The sequence below is a fragment of the Marinobacter sp. THAF197a genome (genome assembly GCF_009363275.1).
In the GTDB taxonomy this organism is placed as follows: domain Bacteria; phylum Pseudomonadota; class Gammaproteobacteria; order Pseudomonadales; family Oleiphilaceae; genus Marinobacter.
Window position 1 is genome coordinate 851,289 of sequence record NZ_CP045324.1, and the last position, 25,833, is coordinate 877,121.

The window sequence follows — 25,833 nt, forward strand, 5'->3', positions numbered from 1 at the left end:
GTGAGGTGACCGGGCTTTTTCATGACGACCAGCTCAGAGCTTGAACTCAGTCCTCAGCTTCTTCTCGACCAGCTGGTTTTTCAGGTGCGCAACCTTGGGCAGACCATTCTCGAATGGCGGGAAGCTCTCGCCCTCGATCAACGGCTGCAGGTAGTCCCGGCAATCCTGGGTAATGCCAAAGCCATCATCAGTGATGTAGTGGATCGGCATTTTCTTTTCCTGGTTGGCTACTTCGCTCAGGTTGGCCTCACCAATGCTCCAGCGGTAGGGCTTCGCCTGCTCGCGAACGATGGTGGGCATCAGCGCCTGTTTGCCTGCTATTGCCATTTCCACGGCGGCCTTGCCTACGGTATAGGCCTGCTCCACATCGGTGGCCGAGGCAATGTGCCGGGCGGCCCGCTGCAGGTAGTCAGCAACGGCCCAGTGGTACTTGTGTCCCAGGGCCTGTTTGACCATGTTGGCCAGTGCCGGAGCAACACCGCCCAGCTGGGTATGGCCAAAGGCATCCTTGGCACCGGCGTCGGCCACAAAGCGGCCGTCTTCGTACTGGGCCCCCTCAGAAGCGACCACCACGCAGTAGCCGTAATCTTTCACACACTGGTCGACTCGCTCCAGAAACTTCTCCCGGTTGAACGGAATTTCCGGGAACAGAATGATGTGCGGCGGTTGGCCTTCACCCTGGCCGGCCAAGCCACCGGACGCTGCAATCCAGCCCGCGTGCCGGCCCATTACTTCCAGGATGAACACCTTGGTGGAGGTTTCGCACATGGATTTGATATCCAGGCTGGCTTCCAGGGTAGAGGTGGCAATGTACTTGGCCACCGAACCGAAGCCCGGGCAGCAGTCGGTGAACGGCAGATCGTTATCGACAGTTTTGGGCACACCAATGCAGGTGATCGGATAACCCATTTTTTCACCAATCTGTGAGACCTTGTACGCCGTATCCTGAGAGTCGCCGCCACCGTTGTAAAAGAAGTAGCCGATGTCGTGGGCGCGGAAGACTTCGATCAGCCGCTCGTACTCGCGCTGGTTCTCGGAGATATTCTTCAGTTTGTAGCGGCAGGAGCCAAAGGCGCCGCCCGGGGTGTGAAGCAACGCCGCGATGGCGTCGTCTGATTCCAGGCTGGTGTCGATCAGCTCTTCTTTCAGGGCACCGATAATGCCGTTACGACCGGCAAACACCTTGCCTATTTTATCCGTGTGCTTGCGTGCGGTCTGGATAACGCCACAGGCGCTGGCATTGATAACGGCGGTAACCCCGCCAGATTGGGCATAAAATGCGTTCTTGATAGCCATCTCGGGCTAAGGCCTCCTGCTGGTTCAACGATGGCGCAGATGATACGCCAAACACGGCGGTTTTTCATGAGCACATACCGGCTCTTGACCCCGCAGAAAGTATGGTAGAGGCTTGGCAGGTTTCAAACCGGAGGCAACACGTTAATGCACATACACATTCTGGGCATCTGCGGCACCTTTATGGGTAGCCTGGCGGTTATCGCCAGAGAGCTTGGCCATACCGTGACCGGCTCCGATCAGGGTGTTTACCCGCCCATGAGTACCCAGCTTGAGGCTCAGGGCATCGAGTTGATGCAAGGGTACCGTGCCGACAATCTTGAGCCCAGGCCAGATCTGGTGCTGATCGGCAATGCCATGTCCCGGGGTAATCCGGAAGTGGAGGCGGTGCTCAACCGGGGCATTGATTACATGTCTGGCCCCGAGTGGCTGGCCCGTGAAGTGCTCCGCCATCGCTGGGTGATGGCGGTCGCCGGCACCCATGGCAAAACCACCACCACCGCTATGCTGTTGTGGATTCTGGACCAGGCCGGGTTTGATGCCGGTTACCTGGTAGGTGGCGTGCCCCAGGATTTCCCGGTTTCGGCGCGCCTCGGTACCAGTGACTTTTTCGTGATTGAGGCGGATGAATACGACAGTGCGTTTTTCGACAAGCGTTCCAAGTTCATCCATTACCGCCCGAACACCCTGATCCTGAACAATCTGGAATACGACCACGCTGATATCTTTGACAGCGTGGAAGCCATTGAACGCCAGTTCCACCACCTGGTGCGTACCGTACCCTCCCAAGGGCTGATTATCCGCCCGGCGGTCGACAAGCACCTGGATAATGCCCTCGACATGGGCTGCTGGAGCCCGGTGCAGGATACCGCCATCGGCAGCGAGATCAGCCGCACCGCAGACTGGCGCGCTGAACTGCTGGCGGAGGATGGCAGCCGGTTTATGGTGATTCACCACGAGCAACCAGTCGCCACCCTGAAGTGGAATCTCACCGGCATGCACAATGTGCGCAATGCGCTCTCGGCCATCGCCGCTGCCCGCCATGTGGGTGTCACCCCGGACCATGCAGTGGCGGCCCTGTGCCGGTTCTCCGGCGTGAAACGGCGCATGGAACTGGTGGGCGAAGTAGGCGGTGTGCGTGTGTATGACGATTTCGCTCATCATCCCACGGCCATCGCCCTGACTCTGGAAGGCTTGCGCAACCGGGTGGGGGATGAACCGATACTGGCGATCATCGAACCCCGTTCCAACACCATGAAGCAAGGGGTGCACCAGCAAACCCTGATTCCCAGTGCCGCCGCTGCTGACCGGGTCCTCTGGGGTAACCTCAGCGATATGACCTGGCTACCAGAGCTGGTCGAAGGCTGGCGTGCTGAACATGGTGAACTGGACCACCATTGGGTGGAAGCATCGGTTGAAGCCTTGATTGCCCGCGCCGTGGAACAGCTACCTGAAACCTGCCACATTGTGGTTATGAGCAATGGCGGCTTTGGTGATATTCATCGTAAACTGGTTGCCGAACTGGAGAAACGTCGTGGCTGATAACCCGCCGGTCATCAATCTGGCCTTTACCGGTGCCTCTGGTGCCCAGTATGGGCTGCGACTGCTGCAATGCCTGGTGGCCAATGGCTGCCGGGTGAATGTGATGGTGAGCAAGGCTGCCCAGGTGGTAATCGCCACCGAGACAGAGTTCCGGCTGCCGGGTTCCAAGCCGGCCATGGTCGAGGCGTTCACGGACTATACCAAGGCAAAGCCGGGGCAGGTGCGGGTGTTTGGCCGGGAAGAGTGGTTCTCGCCACCAGCTTCCGGCTCTGGAGAAAAGGCCCCGCTGGTGGTCTGCCCCTGCAGCACAGGCACCCTGTCGGCGCTGGCTACCGGCGCCAGCAACAACCTGATCGAACGAGCCGGCGATGTGGCGCTGAAAGAGCGCCGCAAGCTGATCCTGGTGTTGCGGGAAACACCGTATTCCGAGGTTCACCTGGAGAATATGCTTAAGCTCACCCGCATGGGGGCGGTAATCATGCCCGCCAGCCCCGGGTTCTACCACAACCCCCAATCATTGGATGACCTGGTGGACTTCATGGTGGCACGGATTCTGGACCACCTGGACCTGCCGCAAACCCTGGTACCCCGTTGGGGCGAGAGCGCGGACTGACGATCCGCGCCCGTCCGGGGCGATGGTTTTGGCCAAAGCGATTGATGGTTTTCACCATTGAGCGAAAACCCGCCCCGCCACAGACTTGCTGAACACAACGATAAACCAACCCGTTCACCGAGGTTCAGCATGATTCCACGTACTCTTTTCGACGCCGATCTGGAAGGCTTCCGGGACTCCGTCCGCAAATTCCTGGAGCAGGAAGCCGCGCCTTATCACGAACAATGGGAAAAAGACGGCCAGGTCAGCCGCGAGCTTTGGCGGAAGGCGGGCGAGCTGGGCTTCCTGTGCCCGATGCTGCCGGAAGAGTATGGCGGTGTTGGCGCCGATTTCCGATATTCCGCGGTGATTATGGAAGAAATCTCCCGGGCCGGTTTGTCTGGCATTGGCTGGGGACTGCACTCCGATATCGTGGCGCCTTACATTCTGAACTACGGTTCAGAAGCGCAGAAACAGAAGTACCTGCCGAAAATGGCCTCTGGTGAAATGATCACCGCCATCGCCATGACCGAACCGGGCGCGGGTTCCGACTTGCAGGGCGTAAAAACCACCGCGATTCGCCAGGGCGACCACTACATTCTGAACGGCTCCAAAACCTTTATCACCAATGGCCAGCTGGCGGACCTGGTGATCGTTGTCGCCAAGACCGACCCCAAGGAAGGCGCCAAGGGCACCAGCCTTTTGCTGGTGGAAACCGCCTGGGAAGGCTTCGAGAAAGGTCAGAACCTGAACAAGGTGGGCATGAAGGCCCAGGATACCTCCGAGCTGTTCTTCCAGGATGTAAAAGTACCGGCCGACAACCTGCTGGGCGCCATGGAAGGACAGGGTTTCTTCCAGCTGATGCAGGAGTTGCCGGCGGAGCGCTTGCAGGTGGCGCTGACCGCCGTAGCCGCCGCAGAAGCCGCCTGGCAATGGACCCTGGATTACGTGAAAGAGCGCAAGGCGTTCGGTAAGCCGGTTATCGCGTTCCAGAACACCCGCTTCAAGCTGGCGGAACTGAAAGCCGAAATCACCGCCGCCCGCGTGTTTACCGACCGCTGCCTGGAACTGCACCTGGACAAGAAGCTGGACATTCCCACCGCTGCCATGCTCAAGCAGCACACCACCGACCTGCAGTGCAAGGTGATGGACGAATGCGTGCAGCTGCACGGCGGTTACGGCTACATGTGGGAATACCCGATCGCCCGGGCCTGGGCAGACTCGCGGGTTCAGCGCATCTACGCCGGCACCAACGAAATCATGAAGGAAATCGTGGCCCGGTCGTTCTGATCGGAGCCCTGTAAGTGCAAGCCCCGGCACATTCCGGGGCTTGCCTGTTACCAAACTTTACAATTTGCCAAGCCTGTCAAGGTCTGTACCGATCACATCTCCTAAAGTAGCGGCACTAATAAAGATAAATGGTTGCCGCGATGAAACGCCTGATCACCCTTACTGTTCCTTTGCTGTCTCTTGTTATCGCCGGTTGCGGTGAAGAATCCGATCGCTTGCCCGTTGACGGGCGAGATTTCGATGGGGTTGATTACAGCGAGCCTGCGCCATATCAGGGGCGCGTGATTGACGGTTACCTCAACAATGCCCGAGTCTGGCTGGATATTGATGGTGATGGCCAATTCACCCCGGGCCCGCTGGAAGTGGAGTTGGCCAACGGCGCAGTGGTGATTCTCGACGAAGGCGAGCCCACGGCCATGAGTGGCCCGGGCGGCAGGTTCTCCATCGATATCTCGGCACTCAGCGTGGACCCATCCGTTGGGCCTAATCTGGACCCCAGGCATTACCCGCTGTACGCCCTGGCCATTCCCGGCAAAACCCTGGAGGAAACCTCCCGCGGCGACGTGGTTGTTGAGCAGGCTTACCTGATGTCGGCCGGCCCCGGCATCCGTAACGTGACACCACTGACCACACTGGCCCGGTTCCGCGCCGACGCCGCCCGCCGCAACAGCCTGAGCCCGGTCAATGAAAGCCAGTTAGCAGATCTGGATGGCCTGAACCTCTGGCAGGACTATATCGTTGCCGGCGATCATCGCGCCCACGCTTACGCCAGAGCCTTGGCTCGCTTCATGGCCAGCCAGATTCCGGATAGCTACAATGAAGTGCTCTCGCGCCCCGGCAGTGACGGTACCGAGCGGCAACTGAGTAAGGATGCCGTTTTCCTGTTGGGCTATTCCCTGGTGCAGAACGCGGGCGATGTTATTGCCATCGTTGATGCGGCTGCAGCAGGCAATTATGAGAATCTGGACACCGATTCACTGGCATTGCCCAACGTGCCAGTGGAGTTGGCCAATCCGGTGCTCTTGACCCGCCTGCAGGTATCTGCGGATTCCAGGCGGGGGCAGGATCTGCCCACGGGTACCTCCGATCTCGAGATATCTGCGGAACTGGTTTTTGATTACACCGAAGACGGGCAACTGCTTTCCGTGTCCAGTCGTGGGTGCCTGGTGCCTTCCATGCCTGAGGTCGCCCGCCTGATCCAGGTGAACGGTTATATGGCGCAGTTGAAGACCCAGTGGCTGCCGTCAGCCTCTCTCTCCCGCCAAAGTCGACAGCGCTATGAGGAAGAGGGCGAGGCTATCCACGAGCGAATAGTCTTCGATTGGGACAATCAGCAAGCGTACTTCGATACCGTAACCAGCTGCCACGAGCAAACCCTGGCGGTTTCTCCGGAAAGCTCAGAGCTGGACGGAACGCCGGAACTGTCCTGGAGCTGGACCCAGGATGATGCCGGAGTAGAGTTGGTTGAGCGCCAAGGGAGTGCGGGAATTGAGCGGCGAACCTTCACGACACTGGCGGCCAACTCGCCATCGGAAGAGCTGGAGGCAGATGCGCCGGATTGGGTGACCGGTTACCGGGTACTGGCGGAGGAGGTGACGGAAGCAGAACTCAGTTTCACCACGCCCGATGAGGCCTGCGAACCTGAAGGTACCGACCGAACACCGGTTGATGAGGCGGCACCCTATGTCACCCGGCTATTCCCGTTTGACTATGCCGGCAATACAGAGGCCGCCAACAACTTCGGGCCCCGAGCCTATGAGTACGACGCCCGTGACGTGGACGGACTGGCCATAGAGCGATTGCTGAAACTGCCGTTCCTGGACACGGCAACGGCTAATCTCGATGGGGTCAGCCCCGGTGATGGCGCCTTCCAGTGGTCGCTCTACTACCCCCGGCTGGATGCCGACAGCCTGAACCCCGACCTGCCAAACTTGATCCAGACGGCGTACCTGCTGGATGTGACAACCGTGGCCGGTTGTGGTGCCCGGTTTCAGGATGCGCCGAGAAACGCCTATGCCAGGTTAGATTATCAGTATCAGACCCTGTCGGATTACCTGGTGGGTTTGCTGGCGGAGTGATTTGAGCTCGTCGGGTTGTGGCTTCCGGGGTTAGGCGCGGGGCCACGGCTCAGGGCGCGTTTCAGAAACACAAAAACAACACCAATAGCTTCGATGCTAGTGTGATTCTTAATGCTTGGGAGTTCTTTCTGTCCATTCCTGGGGGAGGAATGGTGCCGAGGAGAGGACTTGAACCTCCACGGGGTTGCCCCCACTAGCACCTGAAGCTAGCGTGTCTACCAATTTCACCACCTCGGCAGGTGATTTGCAAAACCGCTGTTAGTTTGTTGAAAACTTAGCGTTTTGCCCGTGTTGAGAAGTTGCCCCTCAACCGATGGCGCGTACTTTAATAATTCCCCCGAACGCTGTCAAATATTTTTTCAAAAATCTTTCTGCCGTATTTATGCCTATAAATCAGCCCGCGGTTAGGCAGGTACGGCCTACCGACGTTATACTGCTGGAATAATGAATTCCGCCGCAGTGTTTGCGGCCTGATAACAAGGATCCGAATGGTTTCCAGGAAGAAAGAAGGACGGGATCCTCACGCTGAACGTGAGGCCCAGAAGTATGAAAACCCTATCCAGAGCCGGGAGTTTATTCTCAAGCACCTTAAAGAGCGAGGTGCGCCGGCCACTCATGAGACGTTGTGCCAGGAACTGGGGCAAACGTCCGAGGAAGGTATCGAGGCGTTGCGGCGACGGCTGATTGCCATGTGCCGTGATGGCCAGTTGATCTGTAACCGCCGGGATGCGTTCCTGCCCATTGAAGAGGCGGATCTGGTCACGGGTAAGGTGACTGGACACAAAGATGGCTTCGGGTTCCTGATTCCCGATGACGGCGGCTCCGATCTTTTCCTCACCGCGCGCCAGATGCGCCAGGTGTTTCATGGTGACCGGGTAGCTGCCCGGGTGGACCGCGTGGATGATCGTGGTCGCCGTGAAGGGGTAATTGTCGAAGTTCTGGAGCATCGCACCAGTCAGACGGTTGGTCGCTTCTTCAAGGAAAGCGGCATTGCATTTGTGGTGCCCGAGAATGCCCGCATCAATCACGAAATTCTGGTGCCGGATGAGCACGCCGGTAAGGCTGTGCACGGCCAGTACGTGGTGGTGGAAATTCTGCGCCAGCCCACCGTACGCACCCAGCCGACAGGTCGGATTATCGAGGTCCTGGGGGAGCACATGGCTCCTGGCATGGAAATCGATGTGGCAATCCGTTCCTATGAGATTCCCCACAGTTGGCCAAGTGCCGTGGGTGAGCAGGCAGCGGGGATTCCTGAAGAGGTTGCCGAGAAAGACAAGGCCAACCGGGTGGATATCCGCAACATGCGGCTGGTCACCATTGATGATGAAACCGCACGTGATTTTGATGACGCCATCTACTGTGAGCCCCGGCCCCGTGGCGGTTACCGGTTGGTAGTGGCCATTGCGGATGTGTCGCATTATGTACGCCCCGGCTCGCCGCTTGATGAGGAGGCGATTCGCCGGGGTAATTCGGTGTACTTCCCGGACCATGTGGTGCCCATGTTGCCGGAGAAGCTCTCCAATGGACTGTGTTCACTGAATCCAGGTGTTGATCGATTGTGTATGGTGGCGGATATGACCATCAGCGCAGCCGGTAATATCAGTGGCTACACCTTCTACCAGGCGGTTATGCGCAGCCATGCCCGGCTGACCTACAACAAGGTCAGTGCCATGCTGGAGCACCCGGACTCGGAGCAGGGCTACAAGCTGTCGGCCCATTACGCCGATTTGCTGCCGCATCTGCATAACCTTTATGAGCTTTATAAGCTGCTACGCCGTGCCCGGACTGAGCGTGGGGCGATTGATTTCGAGACCACCGAGACCAAAATCGTTTTTGATGCCGAGCGCAAGATTGAGGAAATCGTGCCGGTGCACCGCAATGATGCCCACAAGATCGTAGAGGAGTGCATGCTCTGCGCGAACGTGGCTACGGCCCGGCTGTTGAAAAAGCATCAGGTGCCGGCGCTTTACCGGGTGCATGATGGGCCCTCCGAGGAGCGCCTGAATAACCTGCGCTTGTTCCTGGGTGAGCTCGGTTTGCAGTTGGGGGGTGGTGACAAACCAACTTCCGGGGATTACCAGCAGCTGCTGGCCCAGGTTGCCGACCGTCCGGATGCCAATGTGATCCAGATGGTGATGCTGCGTTCCCTCAGTCAGGCGGTATACAGCCCGGAAGAAGCTGGCCATTTTGGTCTGGGCTTTCCCAGCTATACCCACTTTACCTCGCCCATTCGCCGGTATCCGGACCTGATAGTTCATCGAGCCATCAAGTCCCGGATTCACAATCCGGAAGTTCAGAAAGATGTGGTGTCGCCGAAAAACCACGATCCGGAGCTGGCGGTTTATCCCTACGACTATGCCCGTATGGAGCAACTGGGTGAGCATTGTTCGATGACCGAGCGCCGTGCCGACGACGCCACCCGTGACGTAATGGCCTGGCTCAAGTGCGAGTTCCTGCGGGATCACGTGGGCGAGGAGCACGACGGTGTGATTGCGGCCGTCACACCCTTCGGTTTCTTCGTCGAGCTGTCGGATATCTATATTGAGGGGCTGGTGCACGTGTCCACCCTCAGTGGCGATTACTTTCACCACGATTCCGCCAAGCACCGCCTGATCGGTGAGCGCACCGCGGTGAGCTTCCGGTTGGGGGATGAGGTTCGCGTTCGGGTTGTTCGGGTAGGCCTGGAAGATCGCAAGATCGATCTGGAACTGGTCAGTACGCCCAGGAAAAGGACGGCAGATCGTGACGCCCTGGACATGTCCAAACGCGAGACCCGCGGTAAAGGTGATCGTGCCGGTAAGGGCGGAAAGGGCGGAAAGCGCGGTAAATCTGGCAAGCCCGAGAGTGCCAAGGAGAAGCTGGCAGCCGAGGCGGCCAGGGCGGCGTCCCGAAAAGGTGGCAGGGGCAAGCCCTCTGCCGGCGGTAAAGCCCGTAAGGCCCGAAAGTAAACCGTTGCACAGGAAATAAGCGTCAGTGTCACAGGAATATGTATTTGGCTGGCATGCCGTCGATGCCGTTCTCAAGCGGGAGCCGGAGCGCCTGCAGCAAGTCTGGATTCAGACCGGGCGGCAGGACAAGCGGGTTAAATCGGTTACCGACACCCTGGATAGCCTGGGTGTGCGCTGGAAAGTGGTGCATCGTCGTGAGCTGGATGAGCGAGTCGCCGGCGTTCACCAGGGTATTGTTGCCGCTGTGGCGGAAAGCCGTGAGTGGACCGAAGCGGACTTGCTGGCCCAGCTGGCCGCCAGTGGCAAGCCACCATTCCTGCTGGTGCTGGACGGGGTGACCGATCCGCACAACCTCGGTGCCTGCATGCGTACGGCAGATGCCGTGGGAGTACAGGCGGTGATTGTGCCCAAGGACAAATCCGCTTCGCTGACTCCGGTGGCCCGAAAAGTTGCCTGTGGTGCGGCGGAGACCGTGCCGTTTGTTCGGGTGACCAACCTGGCTCGCTTCCTGCGCGAGCTCAAGGAACTCGGCGTTTGGCTGATTGGTACGGCCGGCGAGGCGAGTGCAAACCTGTATCAGGCAGACTTCAAGGGGCCGGTGGCCCTGGTGATGGGCGCCGAGGGTAAGGGTATGCGCCGTTTAACCCGGGAACACTGCGACCAGTTGATCAACATTCCCATGCTGGGGCATGTCGATAGCCTGAACGTGTCGGTGGCGACCGGAGTTTGCCTGTATGAAGCCCTGCGCCAGCGGCTCGGTTAAGTCTTGCACAACACCGCTCATACGCCTAGAATACGTGACCCCTTTTCCAAGGGGTGGTTTTGTATTGCCTGAATGCAGGCAGGCAGAACCTGGCTTTTGATCGGGCCTTTGCGTTTAAGGTCTTGTTGATAAAAGCAAAAAGAAGCCGGCAGCTTTGCTGTCACCTCCTTGCTTTCATGCTCGGGATCGGGGCTTAACCGCGCCCGCCGCAGAAGAAAGCTGTTTAAACCGTAGGGAGAACTCATGCGTCACTACGAAATCGTTTTTATGGTACATCCGGATCAGAGCGAGCAGGTGCCCGCAATGATCGAGCGTTATACCAGCGTCATCACTGAAGATGGCGGCAAGGTACATCGCCTGGAAGATTGGGGCCGTCGTCACCTGGCTTACCCGATCAACAAGATCCACAAGGCTCACTACGTGCTGATGAACGCTGAGTGTTCACAAGCCGCTATGGACGAGCTGACTCATAACTTCCGGTTCAACGATGCCATCATCCGTGACCTGATTCTGCGTCGCGATGAGGCTGTTACCGACATGTCTCCGATGAAAGCTGCCGAGTCCCGTGAGGACCGTCGTTCCGGCGGAGACGATCGTCCGCGTCGTTCAGCTGACTCTGAAGATCGTCAGAGCGCATCCCAGGACGAAGAAGAGTAATCAACCGGAGTTAGGAGTTACGTTATGGCTCGTTTTTTCAGACGTCGTAAGTTCTGCCGCTTCACGGCAGAAGGTGTGAAAGAGATCGATTACAAAGATCTGGACACCCTGAAAGGCTACATCACTGAAACCGGCAAAATCGTGCCCAGCCGTATCACCGGCACCAAAGCACGTTATCAGCGTCAGCTGGCTACCGCTATCAAGCGTGCCCGCTACCTGGCACTGCTGCCGTATACGGACAGCCACGACCACTAAGCACAGATAGACAGGACCCGGGACCATGCGTGCACTGGCACAATATGTAATGCGCGGTCCCCTGCAGGCTGGCGGGGTTGCAGCAGTTACCACTGCAGTGCCCCTGTTGTTCTGGATTGGCGCAGCGGTTATCGGCCTGGTCATTCTCAGACTGGGCATCCGGCAGGGGTTGAATATCGGCCTCTGGGCATTGATGCCGGCGTTGGGTTGGGCCGTTTACGGCCAGGATCCAACGTCACTGGTGGTGCTGCTGCAGGTGATGCTGATGGCATCCATCCTGCGAACAACCCTGGCCTGGGAGAAAGCACTGTTGTCGGGTGCTTTTCTGGCAATACTGAGCGGGCTGATGTTGCCCGTCATGTATCCGGCACTGCTGAACGATCTGGTTCAGACCGGTGTCAGCTTTTACGAGCAGTACAACGCCGAAGTGGCCCGGTCATTGGGCAGCGATCTTGAGCTGATCATCCGGGACACCATGAACGCCAGTATGGCGGGCACTTACTTCGCGACAGCGGTTGGTATGACCATGCTGGCGAGGGCCTGGCAGGCGGGGCTCTATAACCCAGGCGGATTCCGGAAGGAATTCCACGCCCTGAGGTTGTCGCCGGCCATTGCGGTGGTTTGTGCACTCACCATGGTGATTGGCCCGGTGTTGGGGCTCAATTCCATGCTGTTGGCCTGGGCAGCGGGTACGCCGCTGTTCATCGCTGCGCTGGGGTTGGTTCACGGTGTTGTTGGTCGTAAGCAGTTGAGCGGTAACTGGCTGGCCATGTTTTATCTGGCGCTGGTATTGCTGGGTCCGAGTCTGATGTTGCTGTTGTTGGTTCTGGCTTTTGTGGATAGCTGGCTGGATATCCGGGGGCGTATACAACCCGCCGGGCCAGCTGAATAAAGCACGAAGAGGTTAACGAGATGGAAGTTATTCTGCTCGAGAAAGTAGCAAACCTTGGCTCCCTGGGTGACAAGGTAAAGGTTAAGGCCGGTTACGGTCGTAATTTCCTGCTGCCGTACGGCAAAGCTGTTCCTGCCACGGCCGCAAACGTACAGGCGTTCGAAGAGCGTCGCGCTGAGCTGGAAAAAGCCGCTGCTGAGAAGCTGGCTGCTGCCCAGGCCCGTGCCGAAGCTCTGGAAGGTGCATCCTTCACCATTACCTCCAAGGCTGGTGACGAAGGCAAGCTGTTTGGTTCTATCGGTGTTCGTGACATCGCAGACGTGGTTTCTGCCGGTGGCACGGAAGTCGAGAAGAGCGAAGTTCGTCTGCCGGAAGGTCCTATCCGGACCACTGGCGAGTTCGAGATCGAACTGCAGCTGCACACAGACGTAGAAGTAACCATCAAGCTGGCGGTTGTTGCCGAGTAATCGGTCATCGTTGATTGATGTAAGCATGGAGTGTTGAAGCCAACGGCTTGAACATTCTGAGACGGGCCCGAGCCGGAAACGGTTTCGGGCCCGTTGCTTTCTGGTATTCTTGTTTCCTGTTATTCAATTCAACGTTGTCTGGTGTTTATGGCCAATCCCACTCTGAAACCTGCATCCATTGATCCGGAAACCAGCCGTATCAAGGTTCCGCCCCATTCTGTTGAAGCGGAGCAGGCGGTGCTCGGTGGTTTGATGCTGGATAACCGGCGTTTTGATGAAGTCTCCGAGATCATTTCTGCTGCTGACTTTTACCGCCAGGACCACCGGTTGATTTTTGGTGCCGTGGAGCGCCTCGCCAGTGAAAGTGAACCCCTGGATGTGGTTACCCTGGCCGAGTTTCTGGAGCGTGCCGGTGACATTGAAGATGCCGGTGGCTTGTCGTATCTGGCCGAGCTTGCAGAGAAAACGCCGGGAGCGGCAAATATCCGTGCCTATGCCGAGATTGTCCGTGAGCGTTCGGTGCTTCGGAAACTGGTGGAGGTCTCTGGCCAGATTTCCGACTCTGCGTTCAATCCCCAGGGGCGAAAGAGCAGCGAGATTCTGGACGAGGCCGAGCGCAGCGTATTCCAGATCGCCGAATCCCGGTCGAAGGAAGGCTCTGGCCCCAAGGCGATCAACCCCATTCTGGCGACAACGCTGAGCCGTATTGAAGAGCTGTTTGAATCCGGTGAACAGACCACGGGTTTGACCACAGGCTTTCGTGATCTGGATGACCAGACCTCCGGTATGCAGCCAGCGGACCTGATTATCGTTGCAGGCCGGCCCTCCATGGGTAAGACCACCTTCGCTATGAACATTGTCGAGAACGCTCTGATCAGTACCGGCACGCCGATACTGGTGTTCAGTATGGAGATGCCGGCAGATGCTCTGGCTATGCGTATGTTGTCTTCCCTGGGGCGGATAGACCAGACCAAAGTCCGGAGCGGTAAGCTGGAGGAAGACGACTGGCCTCGGCTGACCTCCGCGGTGAGCCTGCTCAAGGACAAACCCCTCTATATTGACGATACGCCGGGCCTGAGCCCGACGGAAATGCGGTCACGGGCACGGCGGATTGCCAGGGAGAATGGCGGCAAAATCGGCCTGATCATGGTCGACTACCTTCAGTTGATGCGGGTGCCTGGCAATACCGAAGGTCGTACTGCGGAGATCTCCGAGATTTCGCGCTCACTCAAGGGTATTGCAAAGGAACTGAGTTGCCCGGTCGTGGCGCTGTCACAGCTTAACCGTAGCCTGGAGCAGCGGCCCAACAAGCGGCCGGTGAACTCGGATCTGCGGGAATCCGGTGCGATCGAGCAGGATGCCGACGTTATCATGTTCGTATACCGGGATGAGGTCTACAACGAAGACACCCAGGATAAGGGCATCGCGGAAATTATTATTGGTAAGCAGCGGAATGGTCCTATCGGCACCATTCGCTTGGCGTTCATCGGTAAATACACCAAGTTTGAAGACCTGGCCCATGGGGATTACAGCGATTACGGTGGTGATTATTAATGCCACGCAGTACCGTTGCCCGCGTTGACCTGGATGCTCTAAGGCATAATTATCGGTTGGCTCAGGCCAGGGCCGGTGGCGCCCGTGCCATGGCTGTGGTCAAGGCGGATGGCTATGGCCACGGGATTGTTAACGTTGCCCGGGCTCTGGCCGGTGAGGTCGAAAAATTTGCCGTGGCCTGTATTGAGGAAGCGCTGGCAATCCGGAGCGCCGGCCTCGGGCAGCCTGTCGTGTTGCTGCAGGGCGTGCATGCCCCTGATGACTTGCGTGATTGCGTACAGCATGGTTTCGAGCCCGTAATGCATTGCCACGGGCAACTCGAATGGCTGGCTGCGGGCCCGCAACCCCGGTTCTGGCTGAAGGTGAACTCCGGCATGAACCGTTTGGGGTTCCGCCCGGAAGAACTGGATTCCGTGGTTGCCGCCTTGGGGCCGTCAGCGACTAGGGGGCCATTGCTGGGGTTTGTTACCCATTTCGCCTGTGCTGATGACCTCACCAGCGATATGACCGATCATCAAACCCGTTTGTTTGAGGACGCCACGGCGGCCTGGCCAGCGTTAATGCGCAGTGTGGGCAATTCTGCGGCCCATTTTCGGCCGGGCCAGCCGCTCTATGATTGGAGTCGGCCCGGTATCATGCTGTACGGGGCCTCGCCCATGATCGGCAAGACCGGCCCGGAGCTGGGGCTGCAGCCAGTGATGACTCTTGAGGCGCCATTGATCAGCACGCGTGTTGTTCGCGCCGGAGAATCTGTGGGTTACGGTGCAGGTTGGGTGGCTCAGGAGGATACCCGAATGGGTATGGTGGCCATCGGGTATGGTGATGGTTATCCTCGCCATGCCGGTACCGGAACGCCGGCAGCCATTCGTGGCAAGCGTATTCGTCTGTTGGGCCGGGTATCCATGGATATGCTGGCAGTCGATCTGACCGGTGCGCCAGAGGCCCGTGAGGGTGATCCCGTGGAGCTGTGGGGCACGACGGTCAGCGTCGACGAAGTCGCAAGCTGTGCCGGTACCATAGGCTACGAGCTGCTGACCGGGGTCACCGCCAGAGTGCCCAGGGTCTGCGAGTAAAAGGCAGACCCACAGGGCTCTTGGGCGAGTTTAGTGGGCTTCAGGTTCGTGAATGATTTCTTCGATAAAGTCGAGAATCGCCGCCAGGCTCCGGTCATCCAGCTTTTTCAGCACCTTGTGAACAACCATCTTGCTGCCTTTAAGCATGCTGCTGATGCCCATTTTGGCCATGCCCATCATCATGCTGCTGGCATTCAGGCGCCGCAGGGGCTCCAGGAAGAAGAAATCCAGGCCCTGTTCAGTCAGCTCGACAATCAGGTTGTACAGCTTTTCGATGGCTTCCTTATCGGCTTTACCGCGCCCCTTGAGCTCGCTTACGGTATACAGGGCCCGGGTGCGCAGTTCGTCCGGGATGGGGGCCACGATATGGCTTTGTTGTTTCAGCATAGAGGTTCCTGTTGTTGTATGCTCGTCAGTGAGAATGGGTTTTACACCGGCGCTTGAAGTTGCATGATAGTGCAGCAAATGGATTGCCCGGGCCATTGGCCTGAGTGATTGCCAGCGCCCGTCATATCAGTGATATTCCGGAGGCAGTGATTCAACGTGCATGTACTTGTGGTTCACGACTATGGCCCTCTTGGCAGGGTGTTGCTGGAGCGGCTGCGAAGAACCCATCTTCAGGTCAGCCCGTTACTGGTCAGCGACCCGGCCAACGCCGACTTGCACGCTCTGGAAAACTGGATTCCTGAAGACACTGACCTGATTGTGAATGCCCTGTGGCTGGTAGACCCCGAAAAGGCCGAGGATAATCGCGAGGCAACGCACCAGGCGGCGTTTTCCCTACCCCTGGCGTTGGCGGAGTTTGCCCGTGACCGGAACATGGCCCTGTTACAGCTATCGTCCTGTTATGTCTTTGATGGCCGTAAGCAGGCGGCTTATATTGCCTCCAATCCCGGGCAACCAGTCAATGAACTGGGCCGCTGGCAATGGGAGTGTGAACAGGCGCTTCGCACCGTATTGCCCAGGCATATCCTGCTGAGAACCGGCTGGAGCCTCGCCCGGTTTATCGAGAAGGTCCAGAAAAGCACCGCTGGTAACGAAGGGCTGCATTTGCCCGGGCGTTGCAAGGGCCAGCCGGTGGCCGTGCAGGATCTGGCACGGGTGATTACCGCGGTGGTTCTGCAGGTAGATTGTGGCGCTGAGGTATGGGGCACCTATCAGTACGCCGGGGCTGAAGAAATCAACCTCTATGAGCTGGGGCTGGCGATTGCTGGGATGCCCGGTATTCCCGAAGACATAAGGATAGTGGACGAAGTGCCTGGGTGGGGGCATCTGGAGCCGGTGAATACCACCATGGTGTGCAGCAAGATTCGCAATACCTTTGGCATCAAGCAGCTGCCCTGGCGAACGTGGTTGTCGGAAGAGGTGGCGATGCTGAAAACAACGCCAGAAGTAGAGCCAGACAAGGCGCCGGCGAGCTCCTGAAGCTGCCGGCGCTGTTGGTCCCCGGGCTTACTGCTGGCAGCCCTGGCGAGCGAAATCCCGAGTGACCATCTGCAGGGCTTCAACATCAAGAAGTTCCACTTCCCGGCCCTTGGCCCGGATGATGCCCTGATTCTGGAAGCGGGTGAACACCCGGCTCACGGTTTCCACGGCCAGCCCCAGGAAATTGGCGATATCGTTTCTCGCCATGGGCAAGCTGAAGTTGGTGGGCGACATTCTGCGACGGCGGAACCGGCTGGACAGCGACAGCAAAAGGGCAGCGATGCGCTCTTCGGCGGTATTCTTGCTCAGCAGCATGGCCAGTTGATGGCTGTTCTGGATTTCCTGGCTCATCAGGTGGTACATGTGGTGCTGCAGTTCCGGCAGCTTGCCGGTGAGTTCTTCCAGTTTGTCTACCGGGAACTCGCACACACTGGTGCGTTCCAGGGCTTTCGCGGTACAGGCATAGTGTTCGCTGCTCATGCTGTCGAGGCCCACCAGTTCGCCGGGCATGAAGAAGCCCGTCACTTGCTCGTCTCCACCTTCGGTAATGATGGATGTTTTGATGGAACCGCTCTTGACCGCAAAGCACGAGCGGAACGGCGTGCTCTGATCAAAGATGTGCTCGCCGCGATTGAAAATCCGTCCCTGCTGGACAATGTCTTCCAATCGCTCCAGATCGTTTTCTTCCACCGCCAGGGGAAGACACAGGTTGCTCAGGCTGCACTGCTGGCAGGAGGCCTTGAGGGGAGACACTTGGTGAAGTCGAATTGCCTGGGCCATATTGACGAACCATCCGGGTTGATCCATATCAGGCTGCGGTCATGCGCAGCCGTCCTCATTCCTGGTTGGCAAGGATTGCCCCTGCTCAGGAAGCAAGACCATGGCCAATCCGGATACGCTTAAAGTTTAGCGGACCGCCATGGGTGACAATGCTGAAACATCTGGATTCTCACACATTGATCAAAATCAAGTATAGCAAAAGAGTCTAGTCTTATGCGTGGATTTTAAGAAGGCTTTGGTCTAACCGGGCCGGTGGCCAAACGGTGGGAATTCGCTCAGGACGACCTCTTCTTGCGTTGCTCGGTACGGGCCTGCTTCTCGGCTTCCCTGGCTTCTTCATCGGCCCGGGCCTGCTGAAGTTCTCTCTCTACCATCTCAGGTGTTTCCAGGGAAATCCGGCCGATGGTTCCGGCCCTGAATTCATTGAGCAGGATTTCCGACACTTTGTGGAGGTCTGGCACACCGCCCCGGCGGAAGAACTTTCGTTTCGCGGCAATGGCATCCATCAGCGCCAGGCCATCGGCCGGTTGCTGTTCCAGACCGTAGCGGGCCATCACCAGTTCCAGGTAGGACTTGACCAGGTAGTCCGCCTCAAACATCGCCACATCTTCGAAGTCCAGCACGGCGCTGCGAATGGCGCCGGAAATGGCCAGCCGGTAACCGCACTGTTCCGGGGACAGTTTGGGCCAGAGGAACCCTGGCGTGTCATAGAGCAGTATGTTGTCTGGCAGTTTGATGGCTTGCTGGGCCCGGGTAACCGCCGGCTCGTTGCCGGTCTTGGCGGCCGGCCGGCCGGCAAGGGTGTTGATCAGGGTAGACTTGCCAACGTTCGGAATGCCCAGGATCATCACCCGAAGCGCGCTTTTCTGCCGATCGTGGCCAGGGGTAAGTTCCTCGGCCAGCTTGAGGATACCCAACGCTTCCTTACGTTCGTTATGGGTCAGGGTAATGGCACGAACGCCCCGTTCCTGCTCCAGCCACTGTAGCCATTGATCGGTGATCGCCGGGTCTGCCAGATCACGCTTGTTCAGGACTTTGATCAGCGGGGTGTCACCACGAAGCGAGGGCACCAGCGGGTTCTCACTGCTAAAAGGAATGCGCGCGTCGACTACCTCGATGATCAGATCCATCTGAGGCATGACTTTTTTGATCTCCTTTCGGGCCTTGTGCATGTGCCCGGGAAACCAGTTAATCGCCATGGTGTGTGCTCCGCTCGCTGTTTAAAGGCGCCATTATGCAGGGGAATGACTAAATTTTCATAGTCGCTGCGACCCCCGTGTGCCGGGAGCCGACGGAGATTTTTTCGGAAGTGTGTACAAAAAGAAGGGTGATCGGGGTGAAAAGTGGGGCTGGAATGTTTTAGTGTGTACAGCCTTGGACAGTGAAAGCAACGAAATCCGGTGGTTAGAGCGTGGCCACCGGCCATTTGGAGAAATTTATGAAGATTGCAAAAATTATTGGTTCTGCTTTGGTGGCCATCAGCCTGTCAATGCCTGCATTTGCCCAGCAAGCCGCCCCTGGCCAGCCTGACCAGGTAGACCAGTTGGCCGAGATGGTGGGTTTGTCTGATGACCAGCAAACTGAAATTCGCGGCATCATCGACGACATGCAGGGCGAAATTGGTGCACTGCGTCAGAATGCCCAGTCACTGCAGCAGGCACTGCAGGCTGAAATCAAGGCGGACTACAGCGAATCTGCCATTCGGGACAACGCCGAGAAGCTGGGTGATGTGACAGGCGAGATCGCCGCGCTGTCTGCGTTGATGCAGGCAAAGGTGGATGCGGTATTCACCGAAGAGCAGCGTGATGAGCTGGATCGTCGCATGCGGGAAATGCAGCAGCAGATGCGTCAGCAACAGCAGATGATGCAGCCTGGCCAGTAAAACCGGCTGAATCAGACCCCGCCCGAGCGATGCTCCGGCGGGGTTTTTTATTATCGGGCAGGGAAAGGCTTGAACAGGATGATCAGCCTTGGCAGCAGCGTCAGGGCTCCCACCAGGGCCATGAACATGGCAAAGCCGGTGAACAGGCCGAAGTAGATGGTCGGGATGAAGTTGGACAGTACCAGAATCGAGAACCCGGAGATGATGGTCAGCGAGGTGAAGAACATGGCCTGGCCGATGCTGCGATGGCATCGGTGCATGGTGGCCACGTAGTCGCCGTCTTTGGCTAACTCGGTTTTGAACCGGTGGATATAGTGGATGGTGTCATCCACGGCAATGCCCACGGTGATGGCCGCCACGGTGATGGTCATCATATCCAGTGGAATTCCCAGCCAGCCCATCAACCCAAGCACCGAGCCAGCCGCTATCAGGTTCGGGGCCATGCCGATCAGCGCCAGTTTGAGTGACCGGAACAGGATCAAAAACATCACCATAATAGCTGCGAAAACCACCCCGATGGTTTTGATCTGGGAGTCGAACAGGCTCTGCAGCATGTTGTTGTACATCACTGTCATACCCGAGAGCTGGACTCGTTCCGGAGCGTAGCCAAGGTCCGTCGTCAGGTGGTTGTGTATGCGGTCCAGCAGGTCCTGCCGGCGCAAATCCGGCATGGTTTCCAGAATCCGGATGCTGAACCGGGCCTGGCTCTGCTCTTCCGATATGTAGGGTGTCAGAAGAATGTCCTGCAAATCGTCGGGCACCGCGGCGGGCACAAACGCCAGCTCAACGGCGTTCAGTGGCGTACCGCCGTTGATCTGGGCGAGCAGGTCCAGGGTGGTGCTGATCGACAGCACTTTGCCGGTCTCTGGCAGGCTGTTCAGGTAGTCGTGCACGTCACCAAGCTGGCGCATTTTCTGGTAGGTATACCAGGTGTCCCGGTAGTCTTCTTCGTCGCAGTCTTCCACAAACGGATCGCAATCGCTGGCGAAGGGGTCGTCGCTGTAGTTCTCAGGTGGCGGCTCATCGGTGATCACCACATCCAGCGGCGTGGTGCCGCCAAGCCGGTCGTCTATGGTGATCATGCCCTGGTGGATTTCGGTGGAGGATTTGAAGTAATCAATAAAGCTGTTCTCAACGGTCAGCCGGTTAAGGCCAACCACGCACAGTGCGGCAATCACCCCGGAACCCACAAGCACGGTGCCACCGAACCGCTCGGTGAATCGGGCAAAGGCATCGGTGAACGGAATCCTGTCCGAGGTTACCCGGCTGTCCAAAGGTGGCGGCAGCAGGCTGAGCAGGGCAGGGAACACCAGGAAGGTGATGATGAAGGCTACGGATAGTCCCAGGGTCATCATCCAGCCGAAATCAATCACTGGTCGAATGCCGCTGAAGGTCAGGGACCCGAAGGCGACAATGGTGGTGATGGCCATATAGAAGCAGGGTTTGATCATGGCCATGACGGTGCGGCGCAGGACATCCCGGGGCGCAGCACCTGGCTCGTCGTGCTGGAACTCCCGGTAGCGCACAATCAGGTGAATGGTGAGCGACAGGGTCATGATCAGCAGCAGGGAAATAAAGTTGGATGAGATGACGGTGACGGGCCACTGGGCCCAGCCAAGGAAGCCGATCATCAGCCACACGGTAAAGCCGCAACACAACAGGGGCACCAGAACCCAGCGCCATTGCCGGAAGATAACCGCCAGGGTCAGCAGCAGGAACGCCAGCACACCCAGGCCAAAGGTAGACAGATCGCTCTTAATGAAGCGGATCATATCGGCCACAATCATCGGTACGCCACCCAGGTGAATGCTGGCGTGCTCCCGGTGGTTATCGAGGATCACCCGGACCTTCCTGATGGTGGCATCCCTCTCCTTGCCCAGGGATTCGGTGTAACGAATGAATTCCTGGCTGACCTGTTCCAGTTGCCGTTGGTCATTGGCGCTGGCGTTGCCGGAGTTAACCCTGTCCCGCAGGTTGTCACGCTGGTTCAGCAATTCGAAATAGCGCTCGGGTGTGGGCAGGTTAACCTGAATGGCGGTGGTGCCGGCATCTTCGCTGAGCAACAGGTTCGGGTACATGGGGTTGTCCAGCAGCGCCTGGCGCGCGGTGTCCGGGGCAACCTCGTGTTCGTCCAGGGTCTTGATCTCGGTGTCGACGGTATCCAGCGTCAGATCCGGACTGTGCAGCAGCGGTACGTTCAGGATGCTGTTGGTCGAGCTGACGGCTTCCAGCGCCTGCAATTCGTCCCGCAGGGCTTTGAGGCGGCCCAGGCCCTCCGGGGTGAATAGTGGCTCGTGGGGCGTGTAAGTCACCACCAGGAAGTCGTCTGAAGTGGTGAAGGTGCGGTTTACCTGCCGGTACTCTTCCAGAGAGCGATCATTCTCAAGCACCAGCGATTCCGCCGAGGCGTCCAGCCGGAACTGGTCAAAGCGCACGGCCGCCAGGGCCAGGATGGCTCCGAACAGGACCAGTACCATCCAGGGGTGGGGAAGAATAAAACGATCGTAAAAGGCACCGATGCGGTTCATGTATCAGGACTCTGCAGCGAAAAACGACTGCAGAGTGTGCCACAAACCTCAGTGAACTTTGACCTTTGATGCCGCGTCTTCGAGCGATTCGATCAGGTGTTTCAGTCGGCGGGTCATCTCGGCGCTGTCGGAAAGCTGGGTGACCATGCTCTGAGTGGTGTCCCGGATACCCTGAACATTGGCCAGCACGTCATCGGTACCGGCCGTCTGTTCGGCGGACATGTCTGCGATTTCCTGGTTGGTCCGGTCAATGCGGGTAACCACTTCATTGATGGCTTCCAGGGCCTGGCGCCCCTGTTCCGACTCCTCCACGCAGCGGGCAGCGCTCTCTGAGCTGCCGGTCATCTGCTGTACCGAGGTGTTCATGGCGGCCAGCAGCTTGTCCAGTCTGGTCTGGATCTGGTCGGTGGAATCCTGCACCCGTTGGGCCAGTTTGCGCACTTCATCCGCGACGACGGCAAAGCCTCGGCCCTGCTCGCCAGCGCGGGCGGCCTCAATGGCGGCATTCAGCGCCAGCAGATTGGTCTGCTCGGCTATGCCTTTGATTTCGGTGATGGTCTGGCCAATGGCCTGGCTGTTTTCGGCCAGGGATTCGACGCTGCTGGCGGAGTTGCGGATAACCTGTTCAAGCTGGCGAATGCTGTCGGCGCTCCTGCCCACCCGTTCCTGGCCGGCAAGCGCCGTATCGCGAGCTTCGTGGGACAGGGTTTTGGCAATGCCAGACTGCTCGGCAATGCCGATGAAGCTTTGTAGCATGGTTTCGATCACTTCGGCGGAGCGGTCGGCACCGGCCTGCTGGCGTGCCAGATTATCCCGTCGGGATTCCGCTGCGAGCGTCAGTTCCTGAACCTCCCGGTTCAGACGTTCGATAGCCTCCTTCATGCTGCGAACAACTTCGACGGTACGATCCTGCATGGCGTTAAAAGCGGTAGCCATCTCGCCGATCTCATCGGTGGAATCCACCGGGGCCCGCTCGCTGAGATTGCCGCTGGCCTGAACCGACACCATGGTGTCTTTGAGGCGGTGTATGTGCCGCTCTATAAAGGAAATCAGCAATTGGGAACCGGCCATCTCAAGTGCCATAAGCACAGCAACCACCAGGGCAAACCCCGGTGCGGTGTCGGAAAATACCTGTGAGAAGGTTGCGCCAGACTGGTCAGCGATCAGCTGCATGGCGTAAAGCACCAGCAGGCAGAGCACAGCAAACACCACAATATTCAGCAACCAGAACTTGTACTTCAGCCGGGCATTGCGCAGCAGTGTCAGCATGGGCGCCTCAGTCGATGGCTTTAACGGGAATCTGCATGGCGTTGCTCGCCTGCGGAACGTCGGGCACGGCCAGCCCCAGGTTGTTCTTGTCGAACACCCGGTCAGCCCGATAGCTGGAGCGCACCATGGGGCCTGATGGCACTTCCATGAAGCCCTTCTCCAGGCCGATGTCGCGGTAGCGGTTGAACTCTTCCGGGGTCACGTAGCGTTCAACCGGCAGATGGTTGGGCGTGGGGCGCAGGTACTGGCCAAGGGTAAGAATGTCGACGCCAATAGCCCGCAGGTCATCCATGGTTGCCAGGATTTCTTCTTCGGTTTCACCCAGGCCGAGCATCAGGCTGGTCTTGGTGAGTACGTCTGGCCGGTGCTTCTTGGCGTGGGCCAGCACGCTCAGGGTTTTCTCGTAACCGGCACGGGGGTCGCGCACACGGTGAGTCAGGCGTTTGACGGTTTCCACGTTCTGGGCGAACACGTCCAGGCCGGAATCCACCACTTTTTCCACGTCGCTCATTACCGCGTCAAAATCCGGGGTCAGGGCTTCAACAGCCACTTCCGGGGTGCGCTGTTTGATGGCAGAGACACAGGCGGCGTAGTGCGCAGCACCCCCGTCGTCCAGATCGTCCCGGTCTACCGAGGTCAGAACGATGTAGCGCAGGCCCATCAGCTCCACAGACTTGGCGGTGTTCTCTGGCTCTTCCGGGTCCAGCCAGCCTTTTGGGTTGCCAGTGTCGACCGCGCAGAATTTACAGGCTCGGGTACACACCGAGCCCATCACCATGATGGTGGCGGTGCCGTTGGTCCAGCATTCGCCGATGTTGGGGCAGTGGGATTCCTGGCATACGGTGCTCAGGCGGTGTTCCGAGACGTTGCGGCGCACGGCATCGTAGCGTTCGCCACCGGGCATTCGCGCTCTCAGCCATTTTGGCTTGCGCTCCAGGGGTTTGTCTTCCGTGCTGGAGGCTGTTCTTTTCACGCCGTCCTTGATGGCGGAAAAGCCGTGTTCGTTACGGAATTTGGAACCACTGGTAATGCGGGGCTTTGCGCTTTCGCTCATTGGGCCGGAGACTCTCGCAGAAAAGGTATGGAGAACCTTAAAGGTTAATCGGCGGGGCGAGCAGTTACAAGGCAGATACGGGCAATCACGGGGTAACCGGGCACGACTTTGGTCGTACCCGGTTGATGGTTATCAAGCCTGGGATTTGTCCAGGGCCTGGGTGATGTCGGCAATGATGTCGTCTGCGTGTTCAATGCCGATAGACAGCCGCACCAGGTCTTCACTGACACCGGCACTCTTCAGCTCGTCTGCGTTGAGCTGGCGGTGGGTGGTGGTGGCCGGGTGGCAAGCCAGGGACTTGGCATCGCCAATGTTTACAAGACGCAGGATCATGTCCAGCGCATCGATAAACCTGGCGCCGGCCTCGCGGCCACCCTTGATGCCAAAGCTCAAAATGCCGGAGGCCTTGCCGCCGCAGATCTTGTCACAGGTGGCCTTGTAGGGGCTGGCGGTCAGGCCGGCGTAGTTCACCCACTCCACGGCAGGGTGGTCCTGCAGGAACTGGGCAACTTTCTGGGCGTTGTCACAGTGGCGCTCCATGCGCAGGGCCAGGGTTTCCAGGCCCTGCATGATCAGGAAGGCGTTGAATGGCGATAAGGCAGACCCGGTGTTACGCAGGGGCACCACGCGGCAGCGGCCGATAAAGGCGGCTTCGCCCAGGGCTTCGGTGTAAACCACACCGTGGTAGGACGGGTCCGGCTGGTTCATCATCGGGAACTTGTCGGCGCTGGCTTTCCAGTCAAATTTGCCGGAATCCACCACAATACCCGCTACGGTGGTGCCGTGGCCGCCGATGTATTTGGTCAGGGAGTGAATGACGATATCGGCGCCATGCTCAAAGGGTCGGCACAGGAACGGGGTGGCGACGGTGTTATCGACAATCAGCGGAATGCCGTGCTTGTGGGCAATCTCCGCCCACTTCTGGATATCCACCACGTTGCCTGCCGGGTTGCCAATAGACTCGCAGAACAGGGCGCGGGTCTGGTCGTCGATGGCGTTTTCCACCGCCGCAAAATCATCGTGGGGCACCATCTTGCACTCGATGCCCTGGTTGGGCAGGGAGTGGGCGAACAGGTTGTAGGTGCCGCCATAGAGTTGGCTGGTGCTGACGATGTTGTTGCCAACCTTGCAGATGGTTTGCAGGGCATAGGTGATGGCCGCCATACCGGAGGCCACAGCCAGGGCGCCGATACCGCCTTCCAGCGCTGCCATACGCTCTTCCAGAACCGCGTTGGTGGGGTTCATGATGCGGGTATAGATGTTGCCTTGCACCTTAAGATCAAACAGATCGGCACCGTGCTGGGTGTCATCAAAGGTGTAAGACGTGGTCTGGTAAATGGGTGTGGTGGCGGCCTTGGTGGTCGGGTCGCTCTTGAAGCCGGCGTGCAGTGCGAGGGTTTCCGCTTTCATCACAACATTCCTTGCTGGTGGTTTGTTCGTTATTGGTTTGAGGCCCTGAAGTATGGCACAGAGGTTTCCAGAAGAGGATGA

Annotated in this window: 22 protein-coding genes and 1 tRNA gene; 14 read left to right on the forward strand and 9 right to left on the reverse strand. The window is 58.4% G+C overall.

From position 1 onward, the window contains the following. Window positions 1-33: 33 nt before the first annotated feature. On the reverse strand, window positions 34-1,296 hold the full coding sequence (locus tag FIV08_RS03930) for a 6-phosphofructokinase (protein WP_061333038.1): 1,263 nt from the start codon (window positions 1,294-1,296) through the stop codon (window positions 34-36). Window positions 1,297-1,440: 144 nt separating this feature from the next. On the opposite strand from FIV08_RS03930, the gene mpl reads away from it, so the two are divergent. The 4 genes from mpl to FIV08_RS03950 all read left to right on the forward strand — a co-directional run bounded on the left by mpl (window position 1,441) and on the right by FIV08_RS03950 (window position 6,795). Then, on the forward strand, window positions 1,441-2,835 hold the full coding sequence (gene mpl, locus FIV08_RS03935) for a UDP-N-acetylmuramate:L-alanyl-gamma-D-glutamyl-meso-diaminopimelate ligase (protein WP_152437401.1): 1,395 nt from the start codon (window positions 1,441-1,443) through the stop codon (window positions 2,833-2,835). After that, a complete protein-coding gene (locus tag FIV08_RS03940) occupies window positions 2,828-3,448 on the forward strand; it encodes a flavin prenyltransferase UbiX (RefSeq protein ID WP_152437402.1) in 621 nt (206 codons plus the stop codon). The genes mpl and FIV08_RS03940 overlap by 8 nt, the downstream gene beginning before the upstream one ends. 129 nt (window positions 3,449-3,577) lie before the next feature. Next, window positions 3,578-4,717, forward strand: a complete 1,140-nt coding sequence (locus tag FIV08_RS03945) for an acyl-CoA dehydrogenase family protein (protein WP_152437403.1) — start codon at window positions 3,578-3,580, stop codon at window positions 4,715-4,717. A 140-nt stretch (window positions 4,718-4,857) separates the two neighbouring features. Further along, window positions 4,858-6,795: a hypothetical protein gene (locus FIV08_RS03950; RefSeq protein WP_152437404.1), complete on the forward strand. Its 1,938-nt coding sequence runs from the start codon at window positions 4,858-4,860 to the stop codon at window positions 6,793-6,795. Window positions 6,796-6,945: 150 nt separating this feature from the next. Here FIV08_RS03950 and FIV08_RS03955 read toward each other — a convergent pair. Next, window positions 6,946-7,032: transfer RNA gene (locus tag FIV08_RS03955), tRNA-Leu, on the reverse strand. A gap of 251 nt (window positions 7,033-7,283) precedes the next feature. Between FIV08_RS03955 and rnr the strand changes: the two genes are divergently transcribed. The 8 genes from rnr to alr all read left to right on the forward strand — a co-directional run bounded on the left by rnr (window position 7,284) and on the right by alr (window position 15,404). After that, on the forward strand, window positions 7,284-9,743 hold the full coding sequence (rnr, locus tag FIV08_RS03960; protein WP_152437405.1) for a ribonuclease R: 2,460 nt from the start codon (window positions 7,284-7,286) through the stop codon (window positions 9,741-9,743). A 25-nt stretch (window positions 9,744-9,768) separates the two neighbouring features. Beyond that, entirely contained in the window at window positions 9,769-10,506 is a 738-nt protein-coding gene (rlmB, locus tag FIV08_RS03965; RefSeq protein WP_058092239.1) for a 23S rRNA (guanosine(2251)-2'-O)-methyltransferase RlmB, read from the forward strand. A 243-nt stretch (window positions 10,507-10,749) separates the two neighbouring features. After that, window positions 10,750-11,163: a 30S ribosomal protein S6 gene (gene rpsF / locus FIV08_RS03970; protein WP_061333280.1), complete on the forward strand. Its 414-nt coding sequence runs from the start codon at window positions 10,750-10,752 to the stop codon at window positions 11,161-11,163. Window positions 11,164-11,187: 24 nt separating this feature from the next. Continuing rightward, complete coding sequence (rpsR, locus tag FIV08_RS03975; RefSeq protein WP_008937282.1) at window positions 11,188-11,418, forward strand: 30S ribosomal protein S18; 231 nt, start codon at window positions 11,188-11,190, stop codon at window positions 11,416-11,418. 25 nt (window positions 11,419-11,443) lie between these two features. Beyond that, the gene (locus FIV08_RS03980; RefSeq protein ID WP_058092237.1) at window positions 11,444-12,310 is read left to right on the forward strand and encodes a hypothetical protein; all 867 of its coding nucleotides are present in this window, start codon (window positions 11,444-11,446) and stop codon (window positions 12,308-12,310) included. A gap of 20 nt (window positions 12,311-12,330) precedes the next feature. Further along, on the forward strand, window positions 12,331-12,777 hold the full coding sequence (gene rplI / locus FIV08_RS03985) for a 50S ribosomal protein L9 (RefSeq protein ID WP_152437406.1): 447 nt from the start codon (window positions 12,331-12,333) through the stop codon (window positions 12,775-12,777). Window positions 12,778-12,924: 147 nt separating this feature from the next. Next, on the forward strand, window positions 12,925-14,331 hold the full coding sequence (dnaB, locus tag FIV08_RS03990) for a replicative DNA helicase (RefSeq protein ID WP_058092235.1): 1,407 nt from the start codon (window positions 12,925-12,927) through the stop codon (window positions 14,329-14,331). Next, window positions 14,331-15,404, forward strand: a complete 1,074-nt coding sequence (gene alr, locus FIV08_RS03995; RefSeq protein ID WP_058092234.1) for an alanine racemase — start codon at window positions 14,331-14,333, stop codon at window positions 15,402-15,404. Before dnaB ends, alr begins: the two co-directional genes overlap by 1 nt. Window positions 15,405-15,434: 30 nt before the next feature. Here the strand turns inward: alr and FIV08_RS04000 are convergent, their stop codons facing one another. Continuing rightward, window positions 15,435-15,791, reverse strand: a complete 357-nt coding sequence (locus FIV08_RS04000) for a hypothetical protein (protein WP_058092233.1) — start codon at window positions 15,789-15,791, stop codon at window positions 15,435-15,437. Between the two features lie 156 nt (window positions 15,792-15,947). On the opposite strand from FIV08_RS04000, the gene FIV08_RS04005 reads away from it, so the two are divergent. After that, window positions 15,948-16,829: an SDR family oxidoreductase gene (locus tag FIV08_RS04005; protein WP_058092232.1), complete on the forward strand. Its 882-nt coding sequence runs from the start codon at window positions 15,948-15,950 to the stop codon at window positions 16,827-16,829. A gap of 27 nt (window positions 16,830-16,856) precedes the next feature. Here the strand turns inward: FIV08_RS04005 and fnr are convergent, their stop codons facing one another. Beyond that, window positions 16,857-17,609 carry a fumarate/nitrate reduction transcriptional regulator Fnr gene (gene fnr, locus FIV08_RS04010; protein WP_058092256.1) on the reverse strand — a complete coding sequence of 251 codons (753 nt, stop codon included), beginning with the start codon at window positions 17,607-17,609 and terminating at the stop codon, window positions 16,857-16,859. Window positions 17,610-17,884: 275 nt separating this feature from the next. Next, window positions 17,885-18,808 (reverse strand): ribosome biogenesis GTPase YlqF, encoded by a 924-nt coding sequence (ylqF, locus tag FIV08_RS04015; RefSeq protein WP_152437407.1) that lies wholly within the window; start codon window positions 18,806-18,808, stop codon window positions 17,885-17,887. A 239-nt stretch (window positions 18,809-19,047) separates the two neighbouring features. Here ylqF and FIV08_RS04020 point away from each other — a divergent pair, with 239 nt between their 5' ends. Further along, on the forward strand, window positions 19,048-19,491 hold the full coding sequence (locus FIV08_RS04020; RefSeq protein WP_058092255.1) for a Spy/CpxP family protein refolding chaperone: 444 nt from the start codon (window positions 19,048-19,050) through the stop codon (window positions 19,489-19,491). A gap of 50 nt (window positions 19,492-19,541) precedes the next feature. Here the strand turns inward: FIV08_RS04020 and FIV08_RS04025 are convergent, their stop codons facing one another. The 4 genes from FIV08_RS04025 to FIV08_RS04040 form a co-directional block, all read right to left on the reverse strand. Next, complete coding sequence (locus FIV08_RS04025) at window positions 19,542-22,019, reverse strand: efflux RND transporter permease subunit (RefSeq protein WP_152437408.1); 2,478 nt, start codon at window positions 22,017-22,019, stop codon at window positions 19,542-19,544. 48 nt (window positions 22,020-22,067) lie between these two features. Further along, the gene (locus FIV08_RS04030) at window positions 22,068-23,288 is read right to left on the reverse strand and encodes a methyl-accepting chemotaxis protein (RefSeq protein ID WP_152437409.1); all 1,221 of its coding nucleotides are present in this window, start codon (window positions 23,286-23,288) and stop codon (window positions 22,068-22,070) included. Window positions 23,289-23,295: 7 nt separating this feature from the next. Continuing rightward, window positions 23,296-24,342 (reverse strand): lipoyl synthase, encoded by a 1,047-nt coding sequence (gene lipA, locus FIV08_RS04035; protein WP_152437410.1) that lies wholly within the window; start codon window positions 24,340-24,342, stop codon window positions 23,296-23,298. Between the two features lie 132 nt (window positions 24,343-24,474). Beyond that, window positions 24,475-25,752 carry an O-acetylhomoserine aminocarboxypropyltransferase/cysteine synthase family protein gene (locus FIV08_RS04040; RefSeq protein WP_152437411.1) on the reverse strand — a complete coding sequence of 426 codons (1,278 nt, stop codon included), beginning with the start codon at window positions 25,750-25,752 and terminating at the stop codon, window positions 24,475-24,477. Window positions 25,753-25,833: the final 81 nt, after the last annotated feature.

Excerpts from the sequence above, each read along its gene's own strand:
- FIV08_RS04025 (WP_152437408.1), bottom strand. The coding sequence starts at position 22,019 with ATGAACCGCATCGGTGCCTTTTACGATCGTTTTATTCTTCCCCACCCC.
- FIV08_RS04040 (WP_152437411.1), bottom strand. The coding sequence starts at position 25,752 with ATGAAAGCGGAAACCCTCGCACTGCACGCCGGCTTCAAGAGCGACCCG.
- mpl (WP_152437401.1), top strand. The coding sequence starts at position 1,441 with ATGCACATACACATTCTGGGCATCTGCGGCACCTTTATGGGTAGCCTG.
- lipA (WP_152437410.1), bottom strand. The coding sequence starts at position 24,342 with ATGAGCGAAAGCGCAAAGCCCCGCATTACCAGTGGTTCCAAATTCCGT.
- fnr (WP_058092256.1), bottom strand. The coding sequence starts at position 17,609 with ATGGCCCAGGCAATTCGACTTCACCAAGTGTCTCCCCTCAAGGCCTCC.
- rnr (WP_152437405.1), top strand. The coding sequence starts at position 7,284 with ATGGTTTCCAGGAAGAAAGAAGGACGGGATCCTCACGCTGAACGTGAG.
- FIV08_RS03980 (WP_058092237.1), top strand. The coding sequence starts at position 11,444 with ATGCGTGCACTGGCACAATATGTAATGCGCGGTCCCCTGCAGGCTGGC.
- ylqF (WP_152437407.1), bottom strand. The coding sequence starts at position 18,808 with ATGGCGATTAACTGGTTTCCCGGGCACATGCACAAGGCCCGAAAGGAG.
- FIV08_RS03930 (WP_061333038.1), bottom strand. The coding sequence starts at position 1,296 with ATGGCTATCAAGAACGCATTTTATGCCCAATCTGGCGGGGTTACCGCC.
- FIV08_RS04020 (WP_058092255.1), top strand. The coding sequence starts at position 19,048 with ATGAAGATTGCAAAAATTATTGGTTCTGCTTTGGTGGCCATCAGCCTG.
- FIV08_RS04030 (WP_152437409.1), bottom strand. The coding sequence starts at position 23,288 with ATGCTGACACTGCTGCGCAATGCCCGGCTGAAGTACAAGTTCTGGTTG.
- alr (WP_058092234.1), top strand. The coding sequence starts at position 14,331 with ATGCCACGCAGTACCGTTGCCCGCGTTGACCTGGATGCTCTAAGGCAT.
- dnaB (WP_058092235.1), top strand. The coding sequence starts at position 12,925 with ATGGCCAATCCCACTCTGAAACCTGCATCCATTGATCCGGAAACCAGC.
- FIV08_RS04000 (WP_058092233.1), bottom strand. The coding sequence starts at position 15,791 with ATGCTGAAACAACAAAGCCATATCGTGGCCCCCATCCCGGACGAACTG.
- rpsR (WP_008937282.1), top strand. The coding sequence starts at position 11,188 with ATGGCTCGTTTTTTCAGACGTCGTAAGTTCTGCCGCTTCACGGCAGAA.
- FIV08_RS03945 (WP_152437403.1), top strand. The coding sequence starts at position 3,578 with ATGATTCCACGTACTCTTTTCGACGCCGATCTGGAAGGCTTCCGGGAC.
- rplI (WP_152437406.1), top strand. The coding sequence starts at position 12,331 with ATGGAAGTTATTCTGCTCGAGAAAGTAGCAAACCTTGGCTCCCTGGGT.
- rpsF (WP_061333280.1), top strand. The coding sequence starts at position 10,750 with ATGCGTCACTACGAAATCGTTTTTATGGTACATCCGGATCAGAGCGAG.
- FIV08_RS03950 (WP_152437404.1), top strand. The coding sequence starts at position 4,858 with ATGAAACGCCTGATCACCCTTACTGTTCCTTTGCTGTCTCTTGTTATC.